The sequence below is a fragment of the Sphingopyxis sp. QXT-31 genome, assembly GCF_001984035.1.
GTDB lineage: Bacteria > Pseudomonadota > Alphaproteobacteria > Sphingomonadales > Sphingomonadaceae > Sphingopyxis.
Genome location: NZ_CP019449.1, coordinates 3,481,454 through 3,503,105, shown reverse-complemented (window position 1 = coordinate 3,503,105; position 21,652 = coordinate 3,481,454). Strand labels below are relative to the sequence as shown.

The window sequence follows — 21,652 nt, the reverse complement described above, 5'->3', positions numbered from 1 at the left end:
ATTTCCTCGACATCAGGCTCGCAGAAGCCGGTTTACTGGCGAGTTTTCATGGCCGTTTCGCTCCACGCGCGTGCATTTCTTGCGGCGCTCTCGCTTTCGACTTCGACACTGGCCCTGGCGCAGGAATCCCCGCCCGCCGAGGTTGCCGCCGCTAGCGACGGCGATATCGTCGTCACCGCGCAGCGCCGCGAACAGTCTTTGCTCGACGTGCCGCTCGCGGTCACCGCACTCGGCGGCGACAGCTTGGCCGAGCGCGGGATAACCAATTCGGCGCAGCTCGGCGACGCGGTGCCGAACCTGCAGATCAACAGCCCCTACGGCGACACCCAGCCGAACTTCTCGCTACGCGGGATCGGGGTTGCGAACGAATATAACAGCAATCAGGCCTCGCCGGTCGGTGTCTATCTCGACGACGTCTATCTGGCGCCGCGCACCAGCCACGGCATGGGCCTCTTCGACCTCGACCGCATCGAGGTTCTGCGCGGGCCGCAGGGAACGCTGTTCGGGCGCAATACCACCGGCGGGGCGATCAACTTCATCACCAAGAAGCCGGGCCTTTCGGGGACGAACGGCTATGCCCAGATCGGCTATGCCAATTTCGACACCTTCACCGCGCAGGGTGCTGCCGAGGCGTCGCTCGCCGAGGATATCGCGGGGCTCCGCCTCGCGGTGAATTATGCCAATGGCGACGGGCAGATCAAAAATGTCTTCCCCGGTGGCCGCGATGCTAATTCGGTCGACACGCTGCAGGGCCGCGCGTCACTGCGCGTCAAGCCGACCGAGACGCTCGATGTCGTGCTGCGCGCCTATGCCGGGCGCGACCGCGGCACCCAGGCCGCGGTGCACGGGCTCGGCGCGTTTCGCACCGGGCTCGATTTCTTCGAGACCAACGAGAATCGCATCGGCGAGAACCGCACCGACGCCTGGGGCTTTTCGGCCAATATCGCGCTCGAGCTTTCGGACATGCTAAGCCTGACCTCGATCACCAGCTACGACGGCGGCAAGCAGGACCTGCAGCAGGCGGCCGACGGTGCGCCGCTCGATATCCTCGATATCAACTGGCGCTCGAAATATCGCCAGTTCAGCCAGGAGTTGCGGGCCAACTATGAGGGCGACGGCATCGCCTTCGTCGGCGGGCTATTCTATGGCTGGGACCGCAACATCACCGACAACCGGTTCAACCTGCCGCTGCCGCCGGCGGGGGGCTTCTTCCAGCACTATCGGCAGGTCCGGAAAAGCTACGCCGTGTTCGGGCAGGCCGATATCGACCTGACCGAGAAGCTCGTGCTGACGCTGGGTGCGCGCTACACCAAGGACAAGTCGCGCTACGACGATGCCTTCGCCTATCTCTTCATCGGCGGGGTCGACGATCCCGATACGCCGATCGCGACGACGGTACCGTGCCCGGGCGTCGCCGGCACCTGCGCCTATGATCCCGCCGCGCGCTTCGCGCTCGCCGACACCAACAATGCGCTGACCGGGCGGATTGCGCTGAGCTACAGCTTCGACGACGGCCCGCTGGTCTATGCAAGCTACAACCGCGGCTATCGCGCGGGGGCCGTCAACGGCGGCGGCTACACCTCCTCGTCGGGCATCGGCTATATCGAGCCCGAACGCGTCAACGCCTATGAGATCGGGATCAAGGGGCGCACCGCCGACCGGCTGCTGACTTACGCGGCCTCGGCCTTTTATTACGACTACTCGAACCAACAGCTGCAGGATACGCGCGCCGGGCCGGTGTCCTTCCTGGTCAATGCGCCGTCGTCCGAGGTGTACGGGCTGGAGGTCGAAACGACGCTGCGCCCGACCGACGGCCTCCGCGTCAGCGCGTCGCTCGGCTGGCTGCATTCGAACTATAAGGAACTGACGCTGCAGGGCGCCGACCTGTCGGGCAACGAGCTGCCCTTCGCGCCCAAGCTCACCGCGCAGCTCGGTTTCGAATGGGATGTCGTGGAGGTCGCGGGCGGTACCGTCACCTTCGCGCCGAACATGGCCTATTCGAGCCGGCAATATTTCTATTTCTCGCCGTTCAACGACATCGACGCGCCGGGCACGCCGCAAATGAACAGCGAGTTGCAGCAGGGCTGATCCGGTTGAGCCCGTCGATCGTGTAACTGCGATCGACGTTGTAATGCGCTTGCCACGCATAAGCGTCGTTGCTCCGCGCCACGGTCGCGATCTGGCGCGCGGGGTTGTAGCTGAACATCTGCGCCAGATCGTGCGTCGTCGCGCTGCCACCGAGGTTGTTGGTCAGCGTATCGAGCCGCGACGCCGCGTCATAGGCGAAGCTCTGCACGCTCCCGTTGCCATAGGTCACGCTCGATCGGCGGCAAAGATTTAGGAGTTAAGTAAGCTGTCACCGTAATTCCCGCCAGCATCGCAAACCCGATCCCTGCGACCGCGATTGTTGCGGCACCCGTGGTGATCGAGCCCGTTGCGAGGTCGGCCAACCATTGGCTAGCTAGAACAAGGGTGGCATTCTCAGCGGGCGCCACTGGGCTTCATCCTGCGACCAATGGGAAGCGGTTGGCCCTTGACGCCGATTGCGGAAGCTCGCGTTCGATCGGCAGCAAAGATTTAGGGGTTAAGTAAACTGTCACCGTAATTCCGGGCGCATCAGGAAGGGGGGGCGTCCTCTGCTGGCGCCATAAGGCTTTAACCAGCAACCCATGCGAGAGTAATCGCCCTTGGCTCATCGATTGCCGGAGAACGCCCCCTCAGTGGTCGAAGAGTTTAGGGGTTTATGCACCTGTCACCGTAATCCCAATTTATACCTAAAAATTATCCTTGATATCGCTATTTATTCGGCGGCTCCACACACAGATACGATACTATTCAACGGAACATCGCTTTGGACTAAGGCTGCAATAAATTTCTCGTCGCTTCCCTTTGTAAGCCTGTATGTGGTTATGTATCCCACACCTTCGTTGCTAACATCCATGGACATTGAAATTCCAGTCGGAATCTCCTTATATTCTTTCTCCCCTATATATGAAATTTTGGCGATGTAATAATATTGAGATTTAGAAAGTTCTATATTTTCACTTATCTTTCTAGCAAAGCGGTAATTTATACGCTCAAAATTATTATCCTGGATCCTAGCCATGATGCTGGCTTGAAAATTCGTTGCAATTGGATATACTAAATTATTTGTAGATTTCCAATCAACTTCAGAATTTACAGAGTAATAACACCCTGCAAGAGATACAAGAGCCATTATTAGAGACATGTTCAATGACCTCACTTGCAATTATATAACAAAGAATCAATGGTTGTTTCGTTTGGTTTTCCACCGTCAACGCCCATAATTTCGTTTTCATATCCAGAATTAGGTCCAGCTTCCGTATACTGGTCCCGCAATTTAAAACTATGACCAAGCTCGTGCCCGGCTGCCCAGCGCGCGTAGGCCATCTGAGTCGGCGTTGCTCCCACTGCGCTGTTAAGGTTCAAATTTGGCCCACCGATGTCTGCCGTAGGGCTCTCTCCCGGCGCCTTGTTTATGTAAGCCGTAAGCCCTCCAGTGCCTTGGAGCATTTGAGTCGATACAGTATAACGTCCAAAGTTGCCGCTCCATGCATTATTCATCGCCGCGAGGTAGTCCGAACGGCCGTCCGGGAACGAGATACTTCCACTTATGGCTACCATGCCGGCTCCGTATTGTGTGACCTCGACGCTATTAATTTTACAAGTCTTGGATGATAGACTTCCACCGACAATCATTACTTCATCATAAAATATTGTCATAGAATAATCAAATGGCGAGGATGAATAAATCTCGCAACCTAGGCCTAGCGAGCATGTCGGCCTCGTCCCATTCACTTCAATCGACGGACACCCAGTTCCGTCGCCTTGACACGCCAGCCCCGTCGGATCGCTAAAATTTACCGGATCGCTACCGACATAACGTTGCTGCCGTCATATTCGCCGATGCGGTCGGCGCCGTCGTAGAGGAACCGCGTGGTCGCCCCCGACTTCACCGTCTCGAAGAGCCGACCCAGCGGATCATAGGCCAGCGTCGCGCCGCCCGGTCCCGTCTTGAGCAGATTCTCGCTGGTGTAGGTAAAGGCGTTCGTCCCGTCATTCGTCAGATTGCCGCGACCGTCGTAGGTGAAGGCGGTCGAGCCGATGTTCATGATCCGGTTGAGCCCGTCGATCGTGTAACTGCGATCGACATTATAATGCGCAGCCCAAGCGTAGGCGTCATTGCTGCGCGCGACCTTCTGGATCTGACCCGCCGGATTATAATCGAAGGTCTGCGTCAGATCGTGCGTCGTCGCCGCGCCGCCCAGGTTGTTGGTGATCGTCTCGATCCGGCCATCTCTCAGATTGGCGGTCGTCGTGCCGTAAGTGAAGCTCTGCACGCTCCCGTTGCCGAACGTCACGCTCGATCGGCGGCCCGCAGCGTCGAACGCATAGGTTGCCAACAGCCCGGCACCGGAGGTGGCGCCGTTTTCACGAACTGTCAGCACGTTGCCCGCAACGTCATAGTCGTAGTTGATCGTCAGCGTCGCGCCGGGATAGCTCATCGTCAGCCGTCGCCCCGCCGCATCATAGGTATAGCCGTTCGTGCCCAGCGGCCCCGTCTGGCTGGTCAGTCGTCCAAGCGCATCCTGCACGAAGCTCAGGCTGTGACTGCCCTGCGTCGCGCCTGTCGCGCGGCCGATCATGTCGTAGCTAAAGGTGACGTCGGTTTCGCCGGTCGGCAGGTCCTTTGTCGTGAGCTGGCCCAGATCGTCGTAGCTGTAGCCGATCGTCGTACCGTCGCGCAGCCGGCGCTGCGTCACGCTGCTCCGCGCGTCGTAGGTCAGCCCCTCGTAATCGCTCGCATTGCTGCTGTTCGCCCCCTTGGTGGTCGAGGGATAGCGCGTCTGCGACAGCCGGTCGAACCCGTCATAAATATAGGTCGTGCGATTGCTCTCGGCGTCGATCACATAATCGACCTGACCGTTCGCGGTGTAGGCAGTGCGCACCTCGTCCGCCGCGATCGCCCCGACGGTCGGTACCAAATCACTCCGCTATGCCTTGGCATTGATGCTTCTGGCGCCGCTGGCGGCATCGCTGATGCTCTGGCTGGCGCTTCGACGGATCGCCGACCGCAAATAGTCGCGATGGCGTCGGCTACGACATCCTCCGCCCGCATCATTTGGCCGGCAGGGAAGAAAATGGCCTTATCGCCGGGTAACAAGCAAAGCGGCATCATAGCTGCGTCGGCACCACAGGATGGCGATCGCCGATAGCGGGGCTGCGAACGCTAGGCTTGCCGCCATGGCGCGGCTGATCCCCAGATCGCCGCCGTAGTGCATCGCGCCCGCGAACAGATAGAGCGCGAATACCGCGCGCGACGCTTCGGCGGTCAGCATCGGCCCCTGTCAACATCGATAGACAAACAATCATCGTCCGGCGGCATCTGACCGTGGCGCGCAACATTTATCCACCCGATGCAACAAGTTGCAACTTGGTGTGACGCGCGGCGCACCGGCACAAGGAGCGTAGATCGGGCGGGGCCATCCATCAGGCTCCGCGGCCGGTCATCCCGTCCTTTGGCCTTGAGGTTTCTCTCCGATGACCAGCATCCATTTCCGTTCCGCTCGTCCGCGCCGCAGCCCACGCGTCGCTCTCCTGTCCGCCACCGCCGGCCTGGCGATGGTCGGCGCATCGCCCGCGCTCGCCGAATGCGTCACCCAGGTCGACGGTGTGACGGTGATCTGTTCGGGCGAAAACAGCGACGGCCAGACGGTCAACACGGCGGGCGCGGCCGTCGTCACGACCACGCCGGGTTTCTCGATCGACAGCGCGGGCAGCGCACTCGTCATTCGCGGCTTCGGCGCGGTGAGCTATGACGATGCCAATGCGTTGTCGTTGATTGCGCGCGGCGGCGACGGATTGCTTGTCGTCAACAATGGCAGTGCCGGGCGCGTGTCGATTCGTACCGGCGCCGATATCACGGGCAGCGACCGCGGCCTCCTGGTCAACAATCTGGGCAATGGCGGTATCCGCATCGAATCGACCGGCACCGTCAGCGGAGGCGTCCGGGGGATTTCGGCACTCGCGGTGGCAAACATCGGTCCCAGTGCGAATGACGATATCGAAATCATTGCGAACAACGCGTCCGGCGAAGTCGGTGTCGGCACTGAAAATCGCGGCGGCAATGGATCGATCCGTATCACCTCGACCGGGACCGCGTCGGCGACAATCGCGACCGGCTTTGGCATCTCCGCGTTCAACAGCGTCGCGGGCGCCGGACGCGATATCGTCATCGAAGCGAACAATATCGGCGGCGTTGGCGGCGGAATCAACAGCACCAATCGCGGCATCGGATCGACCAGCATCACCGTCAACGGAACCGTTAACGTCTCGGGCCGGCAGGGCATCACGGCCACCAACGCGGCGAGCGCGACGGACCTCAGCGTCATCACGAACGGAACGGTGACCAGTGGCGCGACGAGCATCACCATACTCAACGAAGGCACCGGCGACACGGCCATCATCGCGCGCGCGCAACTGACCAGCAACAATCTGATGCCCGAAGCCAGTCCGCAAAGCGGCAACGGGATCAATGTCTTTAACGGCGCCGCGGCGCGCAACATCGTCGTGGCGGCGGCCGGGGTCGAGGGACGCGCGGGCATCCTGATCAACAACGGGGGGCTCGGCACGACGTCGTTGACGGCGACCGGTCTGATCAAGGGACGCGACGGGCGCGGCGTGGAAATCACGACGGGCATCGCGGCGGGCGACATCGCGGTCCAGCTTGCCGCGGTCGAGGGCGCGACCGACGGCGTCGTCATCAATCCGGCCGGCAATGGCGATATCGACTTGACGGTGACCGGACCGGTCGTTGCCGGCGGCGACGGGGTCCGCATCGAGCGCGCGAGCGGCACGACCGGCGACACGATGGTAGCAGTGGGCGATGTGACCGGCGGACAAAACGGCGTCCTGCTGCTGGCGGAGGGCACGGGGCAGACGAGCATCAACGCGACCGGCACCCTGACCGGTACCGATCGCGACGGCCTGTTCGCCAGCGGTTCGGGGCCGATCCTGCTCGACCTCGACAACAGCAACGGCGCGCACAACGGCGTGACGCTGAACATCGCCGGCGCGGGCGATGGTCATCTTGTTTCGCGCGGCACGGCAACCGGCGGCGCGAGCGGCGTGCGCGCGGCGACCACGCCGGGCGCGACGGGCAGCCTGTCGCTGGACGTCAACAATGCCTCGGGCGGCGACTTCGGCGTTTCGATCCTGACGGGTGGCACGGGCGGCGGCGATGGCGGCGGCGAAAGTGTGGACGTGCTGCGCACCGCCGACATCGGTATCGCGGCGATCAACGCGGACGCGGGATTCGGCACGACGCTGATCACGCGCGGCACGGTCGAGGGCGGCATCGCCGCGATCGATGCGGTTACCGAAAGCGGTCTGGCGTTCCGCCTGACCAACGACGGCACCATTCGCAACCGGTCCGGCGCGTCGGGCGATCTTGCGATCCAGGCAGCGGGCGGTCCGGTCGATATCCTCAATAACGGCGCCCTGCTCGGCACGATCCGGCTCGACGCCGGAATCGTCGCGCCCGAACCCGAGCCGGAACCCGAAGATCCCGGCGACGATGAAACCCGCGGCCGTTCGGCGCGCGCCGCCTTCGTCATCGCCGAAGTGCCCGATATCGAGGCGAGCCACCGCTTCACCAACGCCGGCACCTGGAACAGCATCGGCGGGGTCAATGTCTTTGGCGGCGTCGACGATGTGCTGGTCAATGTCGCGGGTGGGCGCCTGTTCGGCGGCGCGGCAGCGGCGACCGCCGAGACCACGACTTATTCGGGCCTCGAAACGCTGACCAACCAAGGCATCGTCACGATGGCCGACGGCGGCTTTGGCGATGTCGTGCAGACCAGCGGCGATGCGACCTTCGCCGCGGGATCGCTGCTTGCGGTCGATGCGGGCGGCAGCGGGTCGGACCGTTTCGTCGCGGGCGGCGCCACGGTGATCGAAACCGGAGCCCGGCTGCAGGTCAGCAATCCGCAGCCCGCAGTGCTGGGGACGCGTTACACCGTGCTCGAATCGGCGGGCGGCGTGACCGGCAGCTTCACCTTCGCCGACCAGCTGCTCTCGAACTTCCTCGGCTATCGTCAGGGCCGCACCGACACGACGATCTTCGTCGAACTGGCGAAGCTGCGCGCGTTCGCGTCGGCGGGGATGACGCCGAACCAGATTGCCGTCGGCACCGCGCTCGACGGGCAGGCGGCGAGCGACCCGCTGGCCGCAGCGACCTTGTTGTTGCCCAGCGATGCGGCGGCGCAAGCGGCGTTCGACGGCCTGTCGGGCGAAATCCACCCGAGCGTCCGCACCGCGATGATCGAGGAGAGCCGTCTGCCGCGCAACGCGGTGCTCGAGCGGCTCGACGAACGCACCGGGAGCGCGGTCTGGGGACAACTGTTCGGCAATTGGGGCGATAGCGACGGCGCGAACGGCACCGGCGACCTGGATCGCAAGACGATCGGCGGGGTGCTGGGTGCCGACTTTGCGGTCGGCGACCGCGCGACGATCGGTATCGCCGGCTCCTATCTCGAAACCGACGTCGATGCCCGCGCGCGCAGCAGCAGCGCCAAGCTCAAAAGCTGGCATGTGCTGGGCTATGCGGGCGTGCAGGTCGGCGGCGCATCGCTCAAGGTCGGCGGCGGCTATGCGTCGGCCAGCATCGACACCGACCGGGCAGTCGCCTTTCCCGGCATCGGCCAGCGCCTTGTCGCCGACTATGACGGCTCGGTCATCCATGGCTTTGCCGACCTCGGCTACCGCCTGCCGCTCGGCACCGGCCATGTCGAACCCTTTGCCCAGATCGTCGCCGTGCGCGCCGATACCGACGCTTTCGCCGAAACCGGCGGCAGCGCGGCGGTTGCGGGCGCCAAAGCGCGCGAGAACGCGACCCTCTCGACGCTTGGCGCCCGCTTCTCGACCAGCACGGACGGCCGTTTCTCGGTCGGCGGCATGGCAGGGTGGCAGCATGGGTTCGGCGACCTGACGCCCGCCACCGCGATGCGCTTCACGACCGGTCCGGGCTTTGCCGTGATCGGGACGCGGCGCTCGCGCGATGCCGGCGTCGCGACGATCGACGCGCGGCTGCGGCTGAGCGGGGCGGCGCAGATCACCGTCAGCTATGACGGTGTGATCGGGTCGGCAGGGCAGGATCACAGCGTCAAGGCTGGGTTGCGGATCGCCTTCTGACTCGCGCCCGGCCCCCGTCTGGCGGCGGGGGCCGGGTTTGCGTTTGCGCGGCTGCCCGCGACGCGCCATAGCCAAGCTACCGTGTTTCCTGTCGAATCCATCTATGACGCCGCCGCCGACGAGCGGATGTTTCCCGATCTGCTGCGGCGGATCGGCGATCATTTCGGCGCGCAAGCGGGTTTCCTCGCCTGGATGGGCGGCGCGAGCGGCGCGGGTTTCCAGGCCGAATATGGCAACGATCCCGCCTATCTTCGAAGCTATGTCGAAACCTATGCGCCGCTCGATATCCTGCGTCCGGCATTGATGGAGACGCCCGAGGGCGAACCGCGGCCCGTCTATCCGCTGCTGCAACGGCCCGAAGTGCGCGAAAGCCGTTTCTACCGCGAATATATCGCGCCGCAGCGGATCGTCGACAATCTCGCGGTCAACCTCATCAAACGCGACGACATGTTCGCGACGATCGCGATCCTGCGCACAGGCGACGTGGCGCCCTTTTCGGAAGACGATCTTGCGGCGATGCGCGTGCTGGTCCCCCATCTGCGCCGCGCGGTGATCCTGTCGAGCCATCGAATACGCCAGGCCGATCTGATGGCTGCCTATCGCGAAGCGGCGCAGGGCGCGAGAGATGGCCTCGTCCTGCTCGGCGACGCGGGACAGATCCTCGACCTGGGACCGGAAATCGAACGGATGACCGGGTTTGCGTCGATCGATGCGGCACGCCGATCGGCGTTCGCCCGCGCGCTGGCCCGCGCCGCCGAAGTCGGGACGCCGGTCCTGCGCGAGTTCCGCTTCGGTTCGCGCAAGCTGCGACTGCTGCTCGCCCCGCGCGCGCTGTCGCGCAACCGCTATGGCGACGTCAGCGAAGGCGGCGGCGCGGCGCATGCGGTCAGCGTGACCGAGGTCGATCGGCGCTGGGGCTTTGCCTATGGCGCGATGGCAGAGGCGCACGGGCTGACGGCGGGCGAGGCCAGGATCCTCGAAGATGTGCTTGCCCATGGCGAGATGATCGGAACCGCCGAGCGGCTCGGCATTGCGCGCGCCACCGCCCGCAGCCATCTCCACAAAATCTATGCCAAGACCGGCACATCCGGCTTTCCCGACCTCTGTCTGTTCGCGCACCGCTTCATCGTCGCGGCGGGCTGACGTCTAAACAGATGATGGATGCCGGTTCCGGCCGTGCATGATAGCGCCGTCCGATCCTTGGCGTCCGCCAGCGCAGGAAAGGATCGGGCACTTCATGATTTCGTTCGGGACGCTCCGATATGGCGGAACCTGCCGATGACGGCGGGCAGCAAGGCCTTGCCCGACCGGATCGACGGCTGGAAATCGATCGGCGCGCATTTCGGACGCGACCGGACGACCGCGATCCGCTGGGCGCGCGAACGCGAACTGCCGGTGCATCGCATCCCCGGCGGCAAAAATGCCACCGTCTACGCCTTGCGTCACGAACTTGATCGCTGGGCCGAAAGCGGCCACCGCGACGTCGATATGTCCGGGACACCGCGGGAGATGGTCCTGCCCCGCCGCCGGCGGGTCGTCGCGACGGCCACGCTGATCGCCTTCGCGGTCGGCGGCGCGGGATGGGCCGCGCTCCCCTGGATCGCCCCCGCGGCTTCCTCAAGTCCGGCGATGCTGGTCCTGCCCCGGGATCCCCTCACCGCCGACCGCTTTCTGAAGGGCCGCGACTTGCTGGCCGATCGCGATGCCGCATCGATCGAAGGGGCGATCGCCGTGCTCCGGGATGTGACGCGGCGAGATCCCGGATATGGCCCCGGTTATGCCGCGCTCGCGGAAGCGCTGGTCCTGTCCCGCGAATTCGGGACGCGCGACGACCGCCAGGCCTTTCCGGAAGCCCGCGCCGCCGCCCGCGATGCGCTGCGCCTGGCGCCGTCGCTCGCCTCTGCCCACCGCGTCAACGGTTTCATCGCTTATTGGTGGGAACAGGATTTCGCGACGGCGCGCGCCTATTTCGACCGGGCGATCGCACTGGCGCCCGCCGACGCGACCGGCCATTTCTGGTACGGCAACATCCTCGCCGATCATGGCGACAGCGCCGACGCGCTGCGCCACCTGCGCCAGGCGCGTACGATGCAGCCGGGATCGGTGCCAATACAGACCGATCTCGCCTGGGCCCTATGGTCGGCCGGGCAAGACGATGACGCCGTCGCCGCGTTCAACGATTTGGCGCAGCGCCATCCCGATTTTGCCGTCATCCACGACTGCCTCGCCATCATCCGCCTCGCCGAGGGCGACTATGCCGGCTATATTCAGGGCCAGGCCCGCGTGGCCGCGCTTCGGCAAAGCGACACGCTGTTGAAGCGCACCGACGCGCTGGCGAGGGCCTCGACGGATGGACTGGGTCGGACAGGAGAGATGCTGCTGCAATTTGCGCGCGCCGACCGGGCCAGCGGCGAACATCGCACCGCCGCCTGGGCCGCCTTTGTCGCATCGTCGACGCACGACGAGAGGAGCCTGCTTACGATCCTGGGCGAGGCCGAGGCGCGCCATGAACGGTGGGGCGACGCCGGTCTGGTCCGACGGATACGAAACCGGTGGCCAGACGAAACCCATATCCAAGCCGCGTTGAACCGGCTGACCGGCAGCTGATCGCCATCGGGGATCGGTGGGCTTCGCCGCCGCACGGTACGCTTTCCATTCGGCGCTGACCAGGGCAGGCCGCTTTCGAAAGAGCGACCGCTTCCGCGCAGGGCCGATACACTGGCACCGCCGGCTTCCGGTGCCGTGCAGAAGCTTGGTTCCCGCGGCATCGCACGGCAGCTTTTAGGCAACCAAAGCAAAAATCCGTCAGATGATCGAGGCCGGTCGCGAGTGCGGCCTCGACGTCTGTCGCTATGCCGTGTCGCCCGATGGAACGATCCACATCACGGAAGAGCGCGCACAACCCCAGATGTTGACGGATTTCGACCGACTGGAGGCCATCCTCTGATGGCAGTCCAATTCATCAAGAGCGCGCGCCGAGGCAAACCCACGACGTGGTACGTCTACGCCTACAAGGGCGGTCCTTGCATCATGAAGCATGTTGGTCCGCGCCGACTATCTTTGGACGCAACGGCCTCGCGCAAATTGTCCGACGCCCTTGTCGCTAAAGACGCTCCGTCGGCGTCAGGAAAGTTCATGTCAGTAACCCGGCCGTGGCTGAAAAGCCCCGAATGGGAGCGGCTTGCCGACAACACCAAGAAGACCTGGCGCACCCATGTCGATCGAATCGAGGAAAAATGGGGCAACGTCCCCGTCGGCGTGTGGAACGATCCTCGCATGAAGGCGAAAGTGATCCAGTGGCGAAACGCGCGCAAGGACATGCCCCGTACAGCGGATATTGGCGTGCGCGTGCTCGCTACGCTGCTGAGGTGGGCAAACCTCTGCGGTCATGACATCGCGATCAACGTCGCCGCCGACATTCCCCAGCTCTATCGGGGTGGAAACCGCCAGGAGATTATCTGGCTGCCGGAAGACATTGACCGATTTCTTGTGACGGCTTCGGTGGAAGGCAAACCTTGGATCGGCGATGGCCTCCGTTTGGCTTCCATGACCGGCCTTCGCCTCGCCGATCTCGTCACGCTTACCTTCGACCATGTCTCCGCCGATGCGATCAATAAGGTCGCGCTCAAAGCAAGCCGCGGAAAGCGGCGCCGGGCGATCATACCCATGACCTCACAACTCGCCGCACTCTTGGAAGAACTCCGAGGGCGGCACCGCGTTGAGGGTGTGAACACGGTTCTCGTAAACAGTTACGGGCGCCCCTGGACCGAGAGCGGCTTCGGCGGGTCCTTCAACGGCATCCGCGATCTGGCTGGCATCGTGCACGTCGATGAGGATGGTGTCGCGAAGTCAAAGCATCTTCACGACGTGCGCGGCACGTTTTGCACGATGCTGCTTATCGAGTGCGAGCTGACCGACGAGGAAGCGGCCGACATTATGGCTTGGTCGCGCGACCGCGTGCGGGGCATTCGCAAGGTCTATGTTGACGAGTCGCGATCTCTCATGGCATTGGCGGCGCGCGTCGGAGCAAAACAAAAAGCAAAACAAGACGCTCAATGACCGCTAAGTCGTTGAAATGCGGGTGTAGCTCAATGGTAGAGCAGAAGCTTCCCAAGCTTACGACGAGGGTTCGATTCCCTTCACCCGCTCCAACTTTTGCAGCGATTTAGCCGCGTTAAATTGCGATCGGTGAAAGTTCGGCCAGCCCTGCGCAGCAGGGACTGACGGCGTGGCTTTGCCTCGCCGGACCCTACCCCGCCTTCACCGCCACCGCCTGCCCGACCAGTTCGATCTCGCGATAGGCGGTAAGGAAGGCGATGTCGGCAGCGTCGCGGCCGACGCAGATGCGCGCCATCGCGTCGGCGGTCGCCATGCCGGTGGCATCGACGGGGTGCCAGTCGCCCGCCAGATAGACTTCGGCGACGGCGTGGAAATCCTGGGGTTCGACGCCGAGCGCATAGACGCTGGCCATGCGCGCAGGGATATGCGCGGCGCGCGCGAGCGCGATCATCACATGTGCATAGTCGCGGCACACCCCGCGCCGCTCGACGAAGCTGTCGAGCGCGCCGGTCTCGGCATTGCTCGCCCCCGCGACATAAGTGAAGCGACTTTCGATCCAGTCGCGCATGGCTGCGATCTTCGCGCCGCCTTCAAGCTCGCCGAAGCGGCGCTCGACGAAGGCGTGGAACTTATTCGAGGGGCAGTATCGCGATTCGTTGAGATAGGGCACCGCTTCCGCCGGCAGGCGGTGCAGCGGCACCGCGGCGAGCGCCGCCAGATCGGCGGCGGGGCGGTCGATCGCGACCAGCGCGCGATAGGCGACGCGCAAATGCCCTTCCTCGCGCAGCCAGATCGGATCGCAAATGCCGTTCGCGGTCGGCACGCGCGCCATCAAGTCGGGCCGGCCGAGGTCGAGCGACGCATCGAGCACGCGCTGGCCATGGCCGTCGGCAGCCTCGATCTGGAGCATCAGGTCGACCGGTTCGGGCAACCGGTAATTTAGGGAGGCGGAGATTTCGAGTTTCATCTATCGACAACGCATGGGGGACGGATCGGTGCCGCTAGGCGCAGAGGCGCGCCAGCGCAAGCCGCATCCGCTTTCTCGCCAGAACAGGACGATTTCGTGACCGCTTCGCGTACCATCCCCTTCATCGTCGCGACGATCTTCGTCGATGCGGTCGGTTTCGGCATCATCATGCCGGTGCTGCCGCAGCTGGTGATGGAGATCGGGCGCATCGATCTGCCGCACGCGATCGAGGTCGGGGCGGGGATCGGGCTGGTGATGGCGGTCGCGACCTTCCTCGCCTCGCCCATACTCGGCAATCTGTCGGACCATTATGGGCGGCGGCGCGTGCTTCTGCTGTCGCTCGGCGGGCTGACGGTCGATTATGCGCTGCTGACCATCGTCGACACCCTGCCCTGGCTGTTCGTGGCGCGAGCACTGTCGGGGACCTTCGGCGGCAGCTATGCCGCAGCACAGGCGGCGATCGCCGACATCACCGAGCCCGAGCAGCGCGCGCGCAATTTCGGCTTCGTCGGCGCCGCCTTCGGGGTCGGGTTCGTCGCCGGGCCGGCGATCGGCGGTTTCCTGGGCGAGATCGGGCCACGCGCGCCCTTCGTCGCCGCAGCGCTGCTCGCGGCGGCGAACATGCTCTACGGGATCTTCGTCTTTCCCGAGACCTTGCACCCCGACCGGACGCGCGCCTTCGACTGGCGGCGCGCCAATCCGCTGGGCGCGTGGCAGACGATGCGCGGCCTGCCCGGCATGGGCGGGGTCGCGAGCGTACTGGTGCTGTGGCAGATCGCCAGCCTCGTCTATCCGATGACGTGGAGCTTCTATTGTATCGCGCAGCTCGGCTGGTCGCCGGGGATGATCGGCGCCAGCCTGGCCGCGGTGGGGGTGGCGATCGCGCTGGGGCAGGTCTTCGTCGTCGGCCCCGCGGTCGCGCGCTTCGGCGAGCGCGACGCCGCGACATTGGGCATCCTGATCGCGGTCGCGGTCTATGTCGGCTATGCCTTCACCACCTCGACGCTGGGCGCCTTCCTGCTGCTGATCCCCGTCGCGCTGCAGGCGCCGGTCCAGCCCTCGCTGATGGCGATGATGTCGCGCCGCGCCACCCCGGAGACGCAGGGCGAGGTGCAGGGAATTTCAGCGATGGCGATGGGGCTGGGACAGCTCGCCGCGCCGATCCTGCTGACCGGAACCATGGCCTGGTTCACCGCCGACGGCGCGCCGGTGCATTTCCCCGGCGCGGCCTTCATCGTTGCGGCGATCTTCGGCCTGCTGGCGATCGCGATGCTGCGCCGCCTGCCGCGCGCCACGCGCGACGCCGACCGCGATACCGATCAGATGCCGCCGTCGGTCACCGCATAGCCCGCGGCTTCGAGGCCTGCGTTGAGCTGGGCGACGCAGGCGGTGACCGCGGCGGCGGAGGTCGAACGGATGACAAAATTGGCGCCGACCTTGCCGTCGCGGAAAAAGGGATAGCTGCCGATCGCGACGCCCGGATGGTCCTTCTCGCCCTGGCGCAGCAGGTCGGCGACCTCGCTTTCGGGCGCCCAGGCGCCGATGGTGTGCGCGACGAGCGGGGCGCCACCTTCCAACTCGCCGGTCAGCGCGTCGAGCATGCCGGCGGTGATATGGGGCACGCCGGCCATGACGAAAAGATTGCCGAGGCGGATGCCCGGCGCCCCCGACATGCGGTTGGGGATCAGCTCGGCGCCATCGGGGGTGCGCGCCATGCGCAGCCGCGCTTCGGTCAGCTCGATGCCGCGCCCAGTGTAATAGCGTTCGAGAATCGCGCGCGCATCGGGGTGGATGATGACACCGACGCCGAGCGCCTTCGCCACCGCGTCGACGGTGATGTCGTCGTGCGTCGGGCCGATGCCGCCAGTGGTGAAGACATAGTCGTAGCGCGCACGAATCGCGTTCAGCGCGTCGACGATCTCGTCCTCGACATCGGGGACGATGCGCACTTCGCGCAGGCGAATGCCCTGCACGTCGAGCCAGGTCGCGATCTGCGATACATTCTTGTCCTGCGTGCGGCCCGAGAGGATCTCGTCGCCGATCACCAGCACGGCGGCGGTCCAGATGCGTTCGTCTCTCATCGCTTTGCCTTAGCGGGACCATATGACAAAACAAGCCCGCTGGACCGATCGCAATGTTCTTCTTATGTTCGATCCATCGATTCGCAATCATGGGAGACGCCCGATGGCCGATGAGCTGATTTTCTACACCAACCCGATGTCGCGCGGCCAGATCGTCCGCTGGATGCTCGAAGAGGTCGGCGCGCCCTATGAAACACACATCATGGATTATGGCACGACGATGAAGGACGACGCCTATCTGGCGATCAACCCGATGGGCAAGGTTCCCGCGGTGGTCCATGACGGCAAGACCGTCACCGAATGCGCGGCGATCTGCGCCTATCTGGCCGACGCCTTTCCCGAGGCGGGGCTGGCGCCTGAGGCCGATGAGCGCGCCGACTATTATCGCTGGATGTTTTTTGCCGCGGGGCCGGTCGAGCAGGCGATCACCGCCAAGCATTTCGGGATCGAGCCCGACGCCGACCAGCAGCGCTCGGCGGGCTTCGGCTCGCTCGAGATGGCTCTCGACGCGCTCGAGACCGCGGTCGCGGGCAAGAGCTTCGTCGCGGGCGACAAATTCACCGCCGCCGACGTCTATGTCGGCAGCCAGATCGACTGGGGGCTGCAGTTCGGGACGATCCCCAGCCGCCCGGCGTTCGAGGCCTATGCCGCGGGCCTGCGCGAACGCGCGGGGTACAAGCGCGCGAAGGAAATCGACAACGGCCTGATCGCCGAGATGCAGGCGGCGGGAACGGCGTCCGCCTAAGTTAAGAACTTAGGGCAGCGCCTTGATCAGCGCGACCGCGAGCGGGGCGAGGCGCTTGATCTGCTCGTCCGCGGATTCGGACGCGCTGACGTAGATCGTCTGCGCAAAGGCGCTGCTGTTGTGCACCGCCGCCAGGCCGGCCTCGCCGGCATAGGGATCTTTCCAGCGGGCCGATGTATCGGGGTGGAGCGTCTTGAACCACGCCGCCCAGGCGGCATCGTCGATGTCGGGCCGCTTGGCGAGATAGAGGATCGGCCGCGCCAGCCGCCCCGGCTCGCCATGGACATAATAGACCGGCCCCGCCGGTGCGACCTGCGCGGCGACCGCGCCGAGCAGCAGGTCGGCGTCGGCGCGCACCAGGCGCGGATTGAGCGCGAGTTGGAGCATCAGGTCGGCGCCATGCGCGACGCCGTGGCGCCAGCCTTCGCCCACCACGAAGCCGCGATAGTCCCTGATTCTGCGCAGATAGGCAGCGCCCGACGCGGCGAGCGCGTGCAACTCGGTCTGGCTCAGGAAGGGCGCGATGCGGTCGGCGCGCGCGACCTCGGACAAGGCGAGTGCGGCGAAGGGCTTTCGGAAACCGGCCGAGTCGTCGGGTTCGGCGAGCGTCGCCTGCAGCCGCATATTGGCGTGGCGCAGCAGCGCTGGCGAGACATGGCCACCGCGCAGCCCTTCGCTCCACAGGGTGAAGGCGAAGCCGTCGCGCACCGCCGGATCGGGATCGCCGAGGCAGGCGAGCAGCGTGTCGATCGCGGCGCTGTCGGCAGCAGGGAAGAGGCGCGCGGCGTGCGCCTTCAGGTCGCCGTCAGCGGGGCGCGAGATGGCGCAGGGCGCGGTTTCGGCGGCCATGGCCGGCGTCGCCAGCCCCATCGCCGCGGCGGCATACGCACCCCAGATCGCGTTCATACCCGCCCCATTCCGCGCAAAAAAAGAGCCCGGCGAATCGCTCCGCCGGGCTCCCTTGTTCAGTCGTTCATTCGTCCGCTCAGTCGCGGCTGCCCAGAATGTTGAGCAGGAAGGTGAACATGTTGACGAAGTCGAGGTAGAGGTTCAGCGCCCCCATGATCACCGACTTGCCCATCATGTCCGACCCGCGAACATAGAAATACATGCTCTTGATCTTCTGCGTGTCATAGGCGGTGAGCCCCGCGAAGATCAGCACGCCGGTGATGCTGATGCCCAGCATCAGCGCGCTCGACTGGACGAAGATGTTGATCACGCTCGCGACGATGATGCCGACGACGCCCATGATCAGGAAGGTGCCGAAACCCGACAGATCCTTCTTGGTCGTATAGCCGTAGAGGCTGAGGCCGACGAAGGCCGCCGCGGTCGCGAAGAAGGTCTGCGCGATCGAGCCCATGCCGAAGCGCAGGAAGATTGTCGACATCGACAGGCCCATCACCACCGCGAAGGTCCAGAAGATCGCCTGCATCGCGCTGGTCGACAGCTTGTTGATACCGAAGCTCAGCACCAGCACGAAGGCCAGCGGCGACAGCGCGACGACGAACCACAGCGGGCTCTGGACCAGCGACGCCGTCACGCCCGTGTTGAAGGCGAGTAGCGCGACGATGCCGGTGAGCAGCACGCCCGAGGCCATATAATTGTAAACCGACAGCATGTACGACCGCAGGCCGGCATCGACGGCCTGGTCCCTCGCGTCCGCGCCGGCGCCAAAACCGGAAGCCGCCATATTGGGGTCGTTCCAATTAGCCATTGTTTTCACTCCATAACCGGCCAGCCCATACCGGCCGTAGCCTGCAATATCGGCATTTTTCCCCTTGCTTTCAAGCGAAACCGGAAAAGAGGCTTCTTTGCGGTTTCGGCGGCGCCGGAACCGCTTATGCTAGGGCCGCCATGTCGACCCACCGCCTGTTCGTCGCGCTCCGCCCGCCGCACTCTGTAAGGGTTGCGCTGATCGCTGCGATGCATGGCATTTCGGGCGCGCGCTGGCAGGACGACGACCAGCTCCACCTGACCCTGCGCTTCATTGGCGAGGTCGACCGCCACCGCGCCGAGGATGTTGCCGCGGCGCTCGGCGCGCTCCACGCCGCGGCGGTGACCGCGCGCATCGCGGGGGTCAGCCTGTTCGAGCATCAGGGGCGGCCGCACATGGTGTGGGCGGGGGTCGAGCCGCAGGCGCCGCTCGCCGCGCTGCACCGCAAGGTCGATCAGTTGCTCGCGCGTGTCGGGGTCGAACCCGAAACGCGTGCGTTCGTCCCGCATATCACGCTGGCGCGGCTCAACCGCGGCTCGGGGCCGGTCGCGCCCTTCCTGGCGCTGCACAGCGATCTCGCGAGCCCCGACTTCGCCTTCGGCCATGTCACGCTCTACGAAAGCGAGATGGGGCATGGCGGGTCGCGTTATCACCCCGTCGCGCGTTATCCGCTCGCAGCGTCGGCAACGAGCGCCGCGGCGACCGCGGACACGTCGTCCCACGTCGCGGCGAAACCGCCGTCGTCGCCATAATAGGGATCGGAGACGCTCTCGCCGGCGCGGCCGGGGACGAGGTCGAGCATCAGCCTGAGCTCGGCCGTCGCGCCCGCGGGGCAAAGCGCGCGGGCGTCGCGGAGGTTGGTGTCGTCGGCGGCGAGAATCAGGTCGAAGTCGGCGAAGTCCGACGCGCGGAGCTGGCGCGCGCGCAAATCCGAAATGTCGACGCCGCGGCGCCGCGCCTCGGCGATCGCGCGGCGGTCGGGCGGATGGCCGACATGCCAGTCGCCGGTGCCCGCCGAATCGAGCGTCGCGTCGATGCCGGCCGCGGCGAAGGCCGCGCGCGCGGCGCCCTCCGCGAGCGGCGAGCGGCAGATGTTGCCGAGGCAGAGGAACAGGATCGCGGGTTTCCGAAGATTGCTGTCGTCGTGCATATCGCCCTTCTTCGCGGCCCAAGTTGAACCGACTTTCAACTTGCGCCTTTTTCCGGCTCTGCTAGCCATGGCGGCCAACGATAGAGGGTCAGGGAGAGGGTTGCCAGATGGTCGATACCGACAGGGATAGCGCATCGGCCGCGGTCGCGCCCGAGCCCCGCGCCACCGGCTACAGCTGGTATGTGCTGTCGGTCCTGGTCGTCGTCTATATCCTGAATTTCATCGACCGGCAGATCATCAGTATCCTCGCGGTCGACATCAAGGCGCATCTTCAGCTGACCGACGGCGACATGGGCTTCCTGGGCGGCGCGGCCTTTGCGGTCTTTTACGCGCTCTTCGGCATCCCGCTCGGCCGCCTTGCGGACAATTGGAGCCGGGTGAAATTGCTATCGATCGGGCTCGCCTTGTGGTCGGCGATGACCGCGCTGTCGGGCTTCGCGCGCAACCAGTTCACGCTAACCGCGGCGCGCATGGGGGTCGGCATCGGCGAAGCGACCGCGAGCCCCACGGCTTACTCGCTGATTTCGGACTATTTCCCGAAGCGGCAGAAGGCGACCGCGCTCGCCATCTATTCGTCGGGGCTGTATCTCGGCGGCGGCGGCTCGCTGTTCATCGGCGCCTCGATCGTCCAGGCGTGGAACGCGGCCTATCCGGGCGGGGGGCCGATGGGGCTCGTCGGCTGGCAGGCGGCTTTCCTCGCGGTCGGCATTCCGGGGCTGCTCGTCGCGCTGTGGGTCGCGACCCTGAAGGAGCCGGTACGAGGCGCGATGGACGGCGTCGCCAGCCCCAGTTCACCCCAAGTTTCCGCGGCGCCCTTCCGCGAGTTTGCACGCGACCTGTCGACGATCGTGCCGCCCTTCACGCTGATCGGCGCGGCCCAGCGCGGGGCGAGCGCGCTCGCGATCAACCTCGGTTTCGCCGTCGCGATCGCGGCCTTCGCTTGGTGGATGATCGCGCTGACGGGTAATTTGCCGCAATGGTCGGCCGTCGGGCTCGGCTATTACGCGGTTTTCTCTTGGGCATGCACGCTCCGCGCGCGCGACCCAGCAACGTTCCGCCTGATCTGGGGTACCCCCGCCTTCATCTGCACGACCCTGGGTTACGGGCTGGTCAGCCTCGCCGCCTATGCGCTCGCCTTCTGGTCGGCGCCCTATGCCGAGATCGTGCTCGGGCTGCCCAAGCAGGAACTCGCCTTCGTGCTGGGCGCCAATGGCGCGATCAGCGGATTTATCGGCGTGATCATCGGCGGGCGGATCGCCGACGCCTTGCGCGCGAAGGATCCCGCGGGGCGCATCCTGATGATCATCTTCGGCGTCGTCGCGCCGATCGTCCCGATCTGGATCGGTTATACGACCCCCGACCCGCTGCTCTTCTACACGATGAACTTCCTCGCCGGCATGTTCGGCGCGGCGGCGCTCGGTGCGGCGGCGGCGACGACGCAGGACCTGGTGCTGCCGCGGATGCGCGGCACCGCGACCGCCGCCTTCTTCCTCGGCACGACGCTCGTCGGCCTGTCCTTCGGGCCCTATATGGTGGGGCAGATTTCGGACCTGGCGGGCACGGTCGTGGACGGCAAGCCGGTGGGCGACCTGCGCACCGGCATATTGTCGCTGATCGCTGTCGCGCCGATCGCGCTGGCGCTGCTGATCTACGCCTATCGCGCGGTGCCGGAGGCCGAGGCGACGATCGAGGAACGGGCGGGGGTTTGAGGCGCCAGGTCTAT

20 protein-coding genes and 1 tRNA gene are annotated in these 21,652 nt (G+C 65.2%); 11 read left to right on the top strand and 10 right to left on the bottom strand.

Annotated elements, in window-relative coordinates; all coding sequences use genetic code 11:
* The first annotated feature begins 48 nt into the window (after positions 1-48).
* A complete protein-coding gene (locus BWQ93_RS16900) occupies positions 49-2,088 on the top strand; it encodes a TonB-dependent receptor (RefSeq protein ID WP_232314641.1) in 2,040 nt (679 codons plus the stop codon).
* Here the strand turns inward: BWQ93_RS16900 and BWQ93_RS16895 are convergent.
* The 5 genes from BWQ93_RS16895 to BWQ93_RS16885 all read right to left on the bottom strand — a co-directional run bounded on the left by BWQ93_RS16895 (position 2,030) and on the right by BWQ93_RS16885 (position 5,360).
* Complete coding sequence (locus tag BWQ93_RS16895; protein ID WP_077031517.1) at positions 2,030-2,317, bottom strand: hypothetical protein; 288 nt, start codon at positions 2,315-2,317, stop codon at positions 2,030-2,032. The two genes, BWQ93_RS16900 and BWQ93_RS16895, sit on opposite strands and share 59 nt — an antisense overlap.
* 483 nt (positions 2,318-2,800) lie before the next feature.
* A complete protein-coding gene (locus BWQ93_RS20940) occupies positions 2,801-3,244 on the bottom strand; it encodes a hypothetical protein (protein WP_198040409.1) in 444 nt (147 codons plus the stop codon).
* Positions 3,241-3,744, bottom strand: coding sequence for a hypothetical protein (locus tag BWQ93_RS20935; protein ID WP_156878274.1), 504 nt, complete (start codon positions 3,742-3,744; stop codon positions 3,241-3,243). Before BWQ93_RS20935 ends, BWQ93_RS20940 begins: the two co-directional genes overlap by 4 nt.
* Positions 3,745-3,881: 137 nt before the next feature.
* The gene (locus tag BWQ93_RS16890) at positions 3,882-5,006 is read right to left on the bottom strand and encodes an RHS repeat protein (protein ID WP_077031516.1); all 1,125 of its coding nucleotides are present in this window, start codon (positions 5,004-5,006) and stop codon (positions 3,882-3,884) included.
* A 162-nt stretch (positions 5,007-5,168) separates the two neighbouring features.
* Positions 5,169-5,360 (bottom strand): hypothetical protein, encoded by a 192-nt coding sequence (locus BWQ93_RS16885; RefSeq protein ID WP_077031515.1) that lies wholly within the window; start codon positions 5,358-5,360, stop codon positions 5,169-5,171.
* A gap of 202 nt (positions 5,361-5,562) precedes the next feature.
* Here BWQ93_RS16885 and BWQ93_RS16880 point away from each other — a divergent pair, with 202 nt between their 5' ends.
* The 6 genes from BWQ93_RS16880 to BWQ93_RS16860 all read left to right on the top strand — a co-directional run bounded on the left by BWQ93_RS16880 (position 5,563) and on the right by BWQ93_RS16860 (position 13,364).
* Complete coding sequence (locus BWQ93_RS16880) at positions 5,563-9,213, top strand: autotransporter domain-containing protein (RefSeq protein WP_077031514.1); 3,651 nt, start codon at positions 5,563-5,565, stop codon at positions 9,211-9,213.
* Positions 9,214-9,294: 81 nt separating this feature from the next.
* A complete protein-coding gene (locus BWQ93_RS16875) occupies positions 9,295-10,356 on the top strand; it encodes a helix-turn-helix transcriptional regulator (protein ID WP_077031513.1) in 1,062 nt (353 codons plus the stop codon).
* Between the two features lie 252 nt (positions 10,357-10,608).
* Positions 10,609-11,820, top strand: a complete 1,212-nt coding sequence (locus BWQ93_RS16870; protein ID WP_198040408.1) for a tetratricopeptide repeat protein — start codon at positions 10,609-10,611, stop codon at positions 11,818-11,820.
* A 202-nt stretch (positions 11,821-12,022) separates the two neighbouring features.
* Positions 12,023-12,160 carry a hypothetical protein gene (locus BWQ93_RS20930; protein ID WP_156878273.1) on the top strand — a complete coding sequence of 46 codons (138 nt, stop codon included), beginning with the start codon at positions 12,023-12,025 and terminating at the stop codon, positions 12,158-12,160.
* A complete protein-coding gene (locus tag BWQ93_RS16865; RefSeq protein ID WP_077031511.1) occupies positions 12,160-13,272 on the top strand; it encodes a tyrosine-type recombinase/integrase in 1,113 nt (370 codons plus the stop codon). The genes BWQ93_RS20930 and BWQ93_RS16865 overlap by 1 nt, the downstream gene beginning before the upstream one ends.
* A gap of 18 nt (positions 13,273-13,290) precedes the next feature.
* Positions 13,291-13,364, top strand: a tRNA-Gly gene (locus BWQ93_RS16860).
* Positions 13,365-13,462: 98 nt separating this feature from the next.
* On the opposite strand, the gene BWQ93_RS16855 is transcribed toward BWQ93_RS16860, so the two are convergent.
* On the bottom strand, positions 13,463-14,239 hold the full coding sequence (locus tag BWQ93_RS16855; protein ID WP_077031510.1) for a transglutaminase-like domain-containing protein: 777 nt from the start codon (positions 14,237-14,239) through the stop codon (positions 13,463-13,465).
* 96 nt (positions 14,240-14,335) lie between these two features.
* Here BWQ93_RS16855 and BWQ93_RS16850 point away from each other — a divergent pair, with 96 nt between their 5' ends.
* Complete coding sequence (locus BWQ93_RS16850; RefSeq protein ID WP_077031509.1) at positions 14,336-15,586, top strand: MFS transporter; 1,251 nt, start codon at positions 14,336-14,338, stop codon at positions 15,584-15,586.
* Here BWQ93_RS16850 and BWQ93_RS16845 read toward each other — a convergent pair.
* Positions 15,559-16,320 carry a competence/damage-inducible protein A gene (locus BWQ93_RS16845; protein ID WP_077031508.1) on the bottom strand — a complete coding sequence of 254 codons (762 nt, stop codon included), beginning with the start codon at positions 16,318-16,320 and terminating at the stop codon, positions 15,559-15,561. The genes BWQ93_RS16850 and BWQ93_RS16845 overlap by 28 nt on opposite strands.
* 103 nt (positions 16,321-16,423) lie before the next feature.
* Here BWQ93_RS16845 and BWQ93_RS16840 point away from each other — a divergent pair, with 103 nt between their 5' ends.
* Positions 16,424-17,065: a glutathione S-transferase family protein gene (locus BWQ93_RS16840; protein ID WP_077031507.1), complete on the top strand. Its 642-nt coding sequence runs from the start codon at positions 16,424-16,426 to the stop codon at positions 17,063-17,065.
* Between the two features lie 9 nt (positions 17,066-17,074).
* On the opposite strand, the gene BWQ93_RS16835 is transcribed toward BWQ93_RS16840, so the two are convergent.
* Together BWQ93_RS16835 and BWQ93_RS16830 are read right to left on the bottom strand one after the other, a co-directional pair.
* Entirely contained in the window at positions 17,075-17,971 is an 897-nt protein-coding gene (locus tag BWQ93_RS16835; protein ID WP_077031506.1) for a DUF2785 domain-containing protein, read from the bottom strand.
* A 79-nt stretch (positions 17,972-18,050) separates the two neighbouring features.
* A complete protein-coding gene (locus BWQ93_RS16830) occupies positions 18,051-18,779 on the bottom strand; it encodes a Bax inhibitor-1/YccA family protein (RefSeq protein ID WP_077031505.1) in 729 nt (242 codons plus the stop codon).
* A gap of 140 nt (positions 18,780-18,919) precedes the next feature.
* Here BWQ93_RS16830 and thpR point away from each other — a divergent pair, with 140 nt between their 5' ends.
* Positions 18,920-19,531: an RNA 2',3'-cyclic phosphodiesterase gene (gene thpR, locus BWQ93_RS16825; protein ID WP_077031504.1), complete on the top strand. Its 612-nt coding sequence runs from the start codon at positions 18,920-18,922 to the stop codon at positions 19,529-19,531.
* Here the strand turns inward: thpR and BWQ93_RS16820 are convergent.
* Entirely contained in the window at positions 19,444-19,929 is a 486-nt protein-coding gene (locus BWQ93_RS16820) for a low molecular weight protein-tyrosine-phosphatase (protein ID WP_077031503.1), read from the bottom strand. The genes thpR and BWQ93_RS16820 overlap by 88 nt on opposite strands.
* 107 nt (positions 19,930-20,036) lie before the next feature.
* On the opposite strand from BWQ93_RS16820, the gene BWQ93_RS16815 reads away from it, so the two are divergent.
* Positions 20,037-21,638 (top strand): MFS transporter, encoded by a 1,602-nt coding sequence (locus BWQ93_RS16815; RefSeq protein ID WP_077031502.1) that lies wholly within the window; start codon positions 20,037-20,039, stop codon positions 21,636-21,638.
* Positions 21,639-21,652 lie beyond the last annotated feature (14 nt).

Coding starts and splice junctions, on each gene's coding strand:
- BWQ93_RS16900 (WP_232314641.1), top strand. CDS start 49: ATGGCCGTTTCGCTCCACGCGCGTGCATTTCTTGCGGCGCTCTCGCTT.
- BWQ93_RS20935 (WP_156878274.1), bottom strand. CDS start 3,744: ATGACAATATTTTATGATGAAGTAATGATTGTCGGTGGAAGTCTATCA.
- BWQ93_RS16885 (WP_077031515.1), bottom strand. CDS start 5,360: ATGCTGACCGCCGAAGCGTCGCGCGCGGTATTCGCGCTCTATCTGTTC.
- BWQ93_RS16880 (WP_077031514.1), top strand. CDS start 5,563: ATGACCAGCATCCATTTCCGTTCCGCTCGTCCGCGCCGCAGCCCACGC.
- BWQ93_RS20930 (WP_156878273.1), top strand. CDS start 12,023: ATGATCGAGGCCGGTCGCGAGTGCGGCCTCGACGTCTGTCGCTATGCC.
- BWQ93_RS16865 (WP_077031511.1), top strand. CDS start 12,160: ATGGCAGTCCAATTCATCAAGAGCGCGCGCCGAGGCAAACCCACGACG.
- BWQ93_RS16855 (WP_077031510.1), bottom strand. CDS start 14,239: ATGAAACTCGAAATCTCCGCCTCCCTAAATTACCGGTTGCCCGAACCG.
- BWQ93_RS16845 (WP_077031508.1), bottom strand. CDS start 16,320: ATGAGAGACGAACGCATCTGGACCGCCGCCGTGCTGGTGATCGGCGAC.
- BWQ93_RS16840 (WP_077031507.1), top strand. CDS start 16,424: ATGGCCGATGAGCTGATTTTCTACACCAACCCGATGTCGCGCGGCCAG.
- BWQ93_RS16835 (WP_077031506.1), bottom strand. CDS start 17,971: ATGAACGCGATCTGGGGTGCGTATGCCGCCGCGGCGATGGGGCTGGCG.
- BWQ93_RS16830 (WP_077031505.1), bottom strand. CDS start 18,779: ATGGCTAATTGGAACGACCCCAATATGGCGGCTTCCGGTTTTGGCGCC.
- thpR (WP_077031504.1), top strand. CDS start 18,920: ATGTCGACCCACCGCCTGTTCGTCGCGCTCCGCCCGCCGCACTCTGTA.
- BWQ93_RS16820 (WP_077031503.1), bottom strand. CDS start 19,929: ATGCACGACGACAGCAATCTTCGGAAACCCGCGATCCTGTTCCTCTGC.
- BWQ93_RS16815 (WP_077031502.1), top strand. CDS start 20,037: ATGGTCGATACCGACAGGGATAGCGCATCGGCCGCGGTCGCGCCCGAG.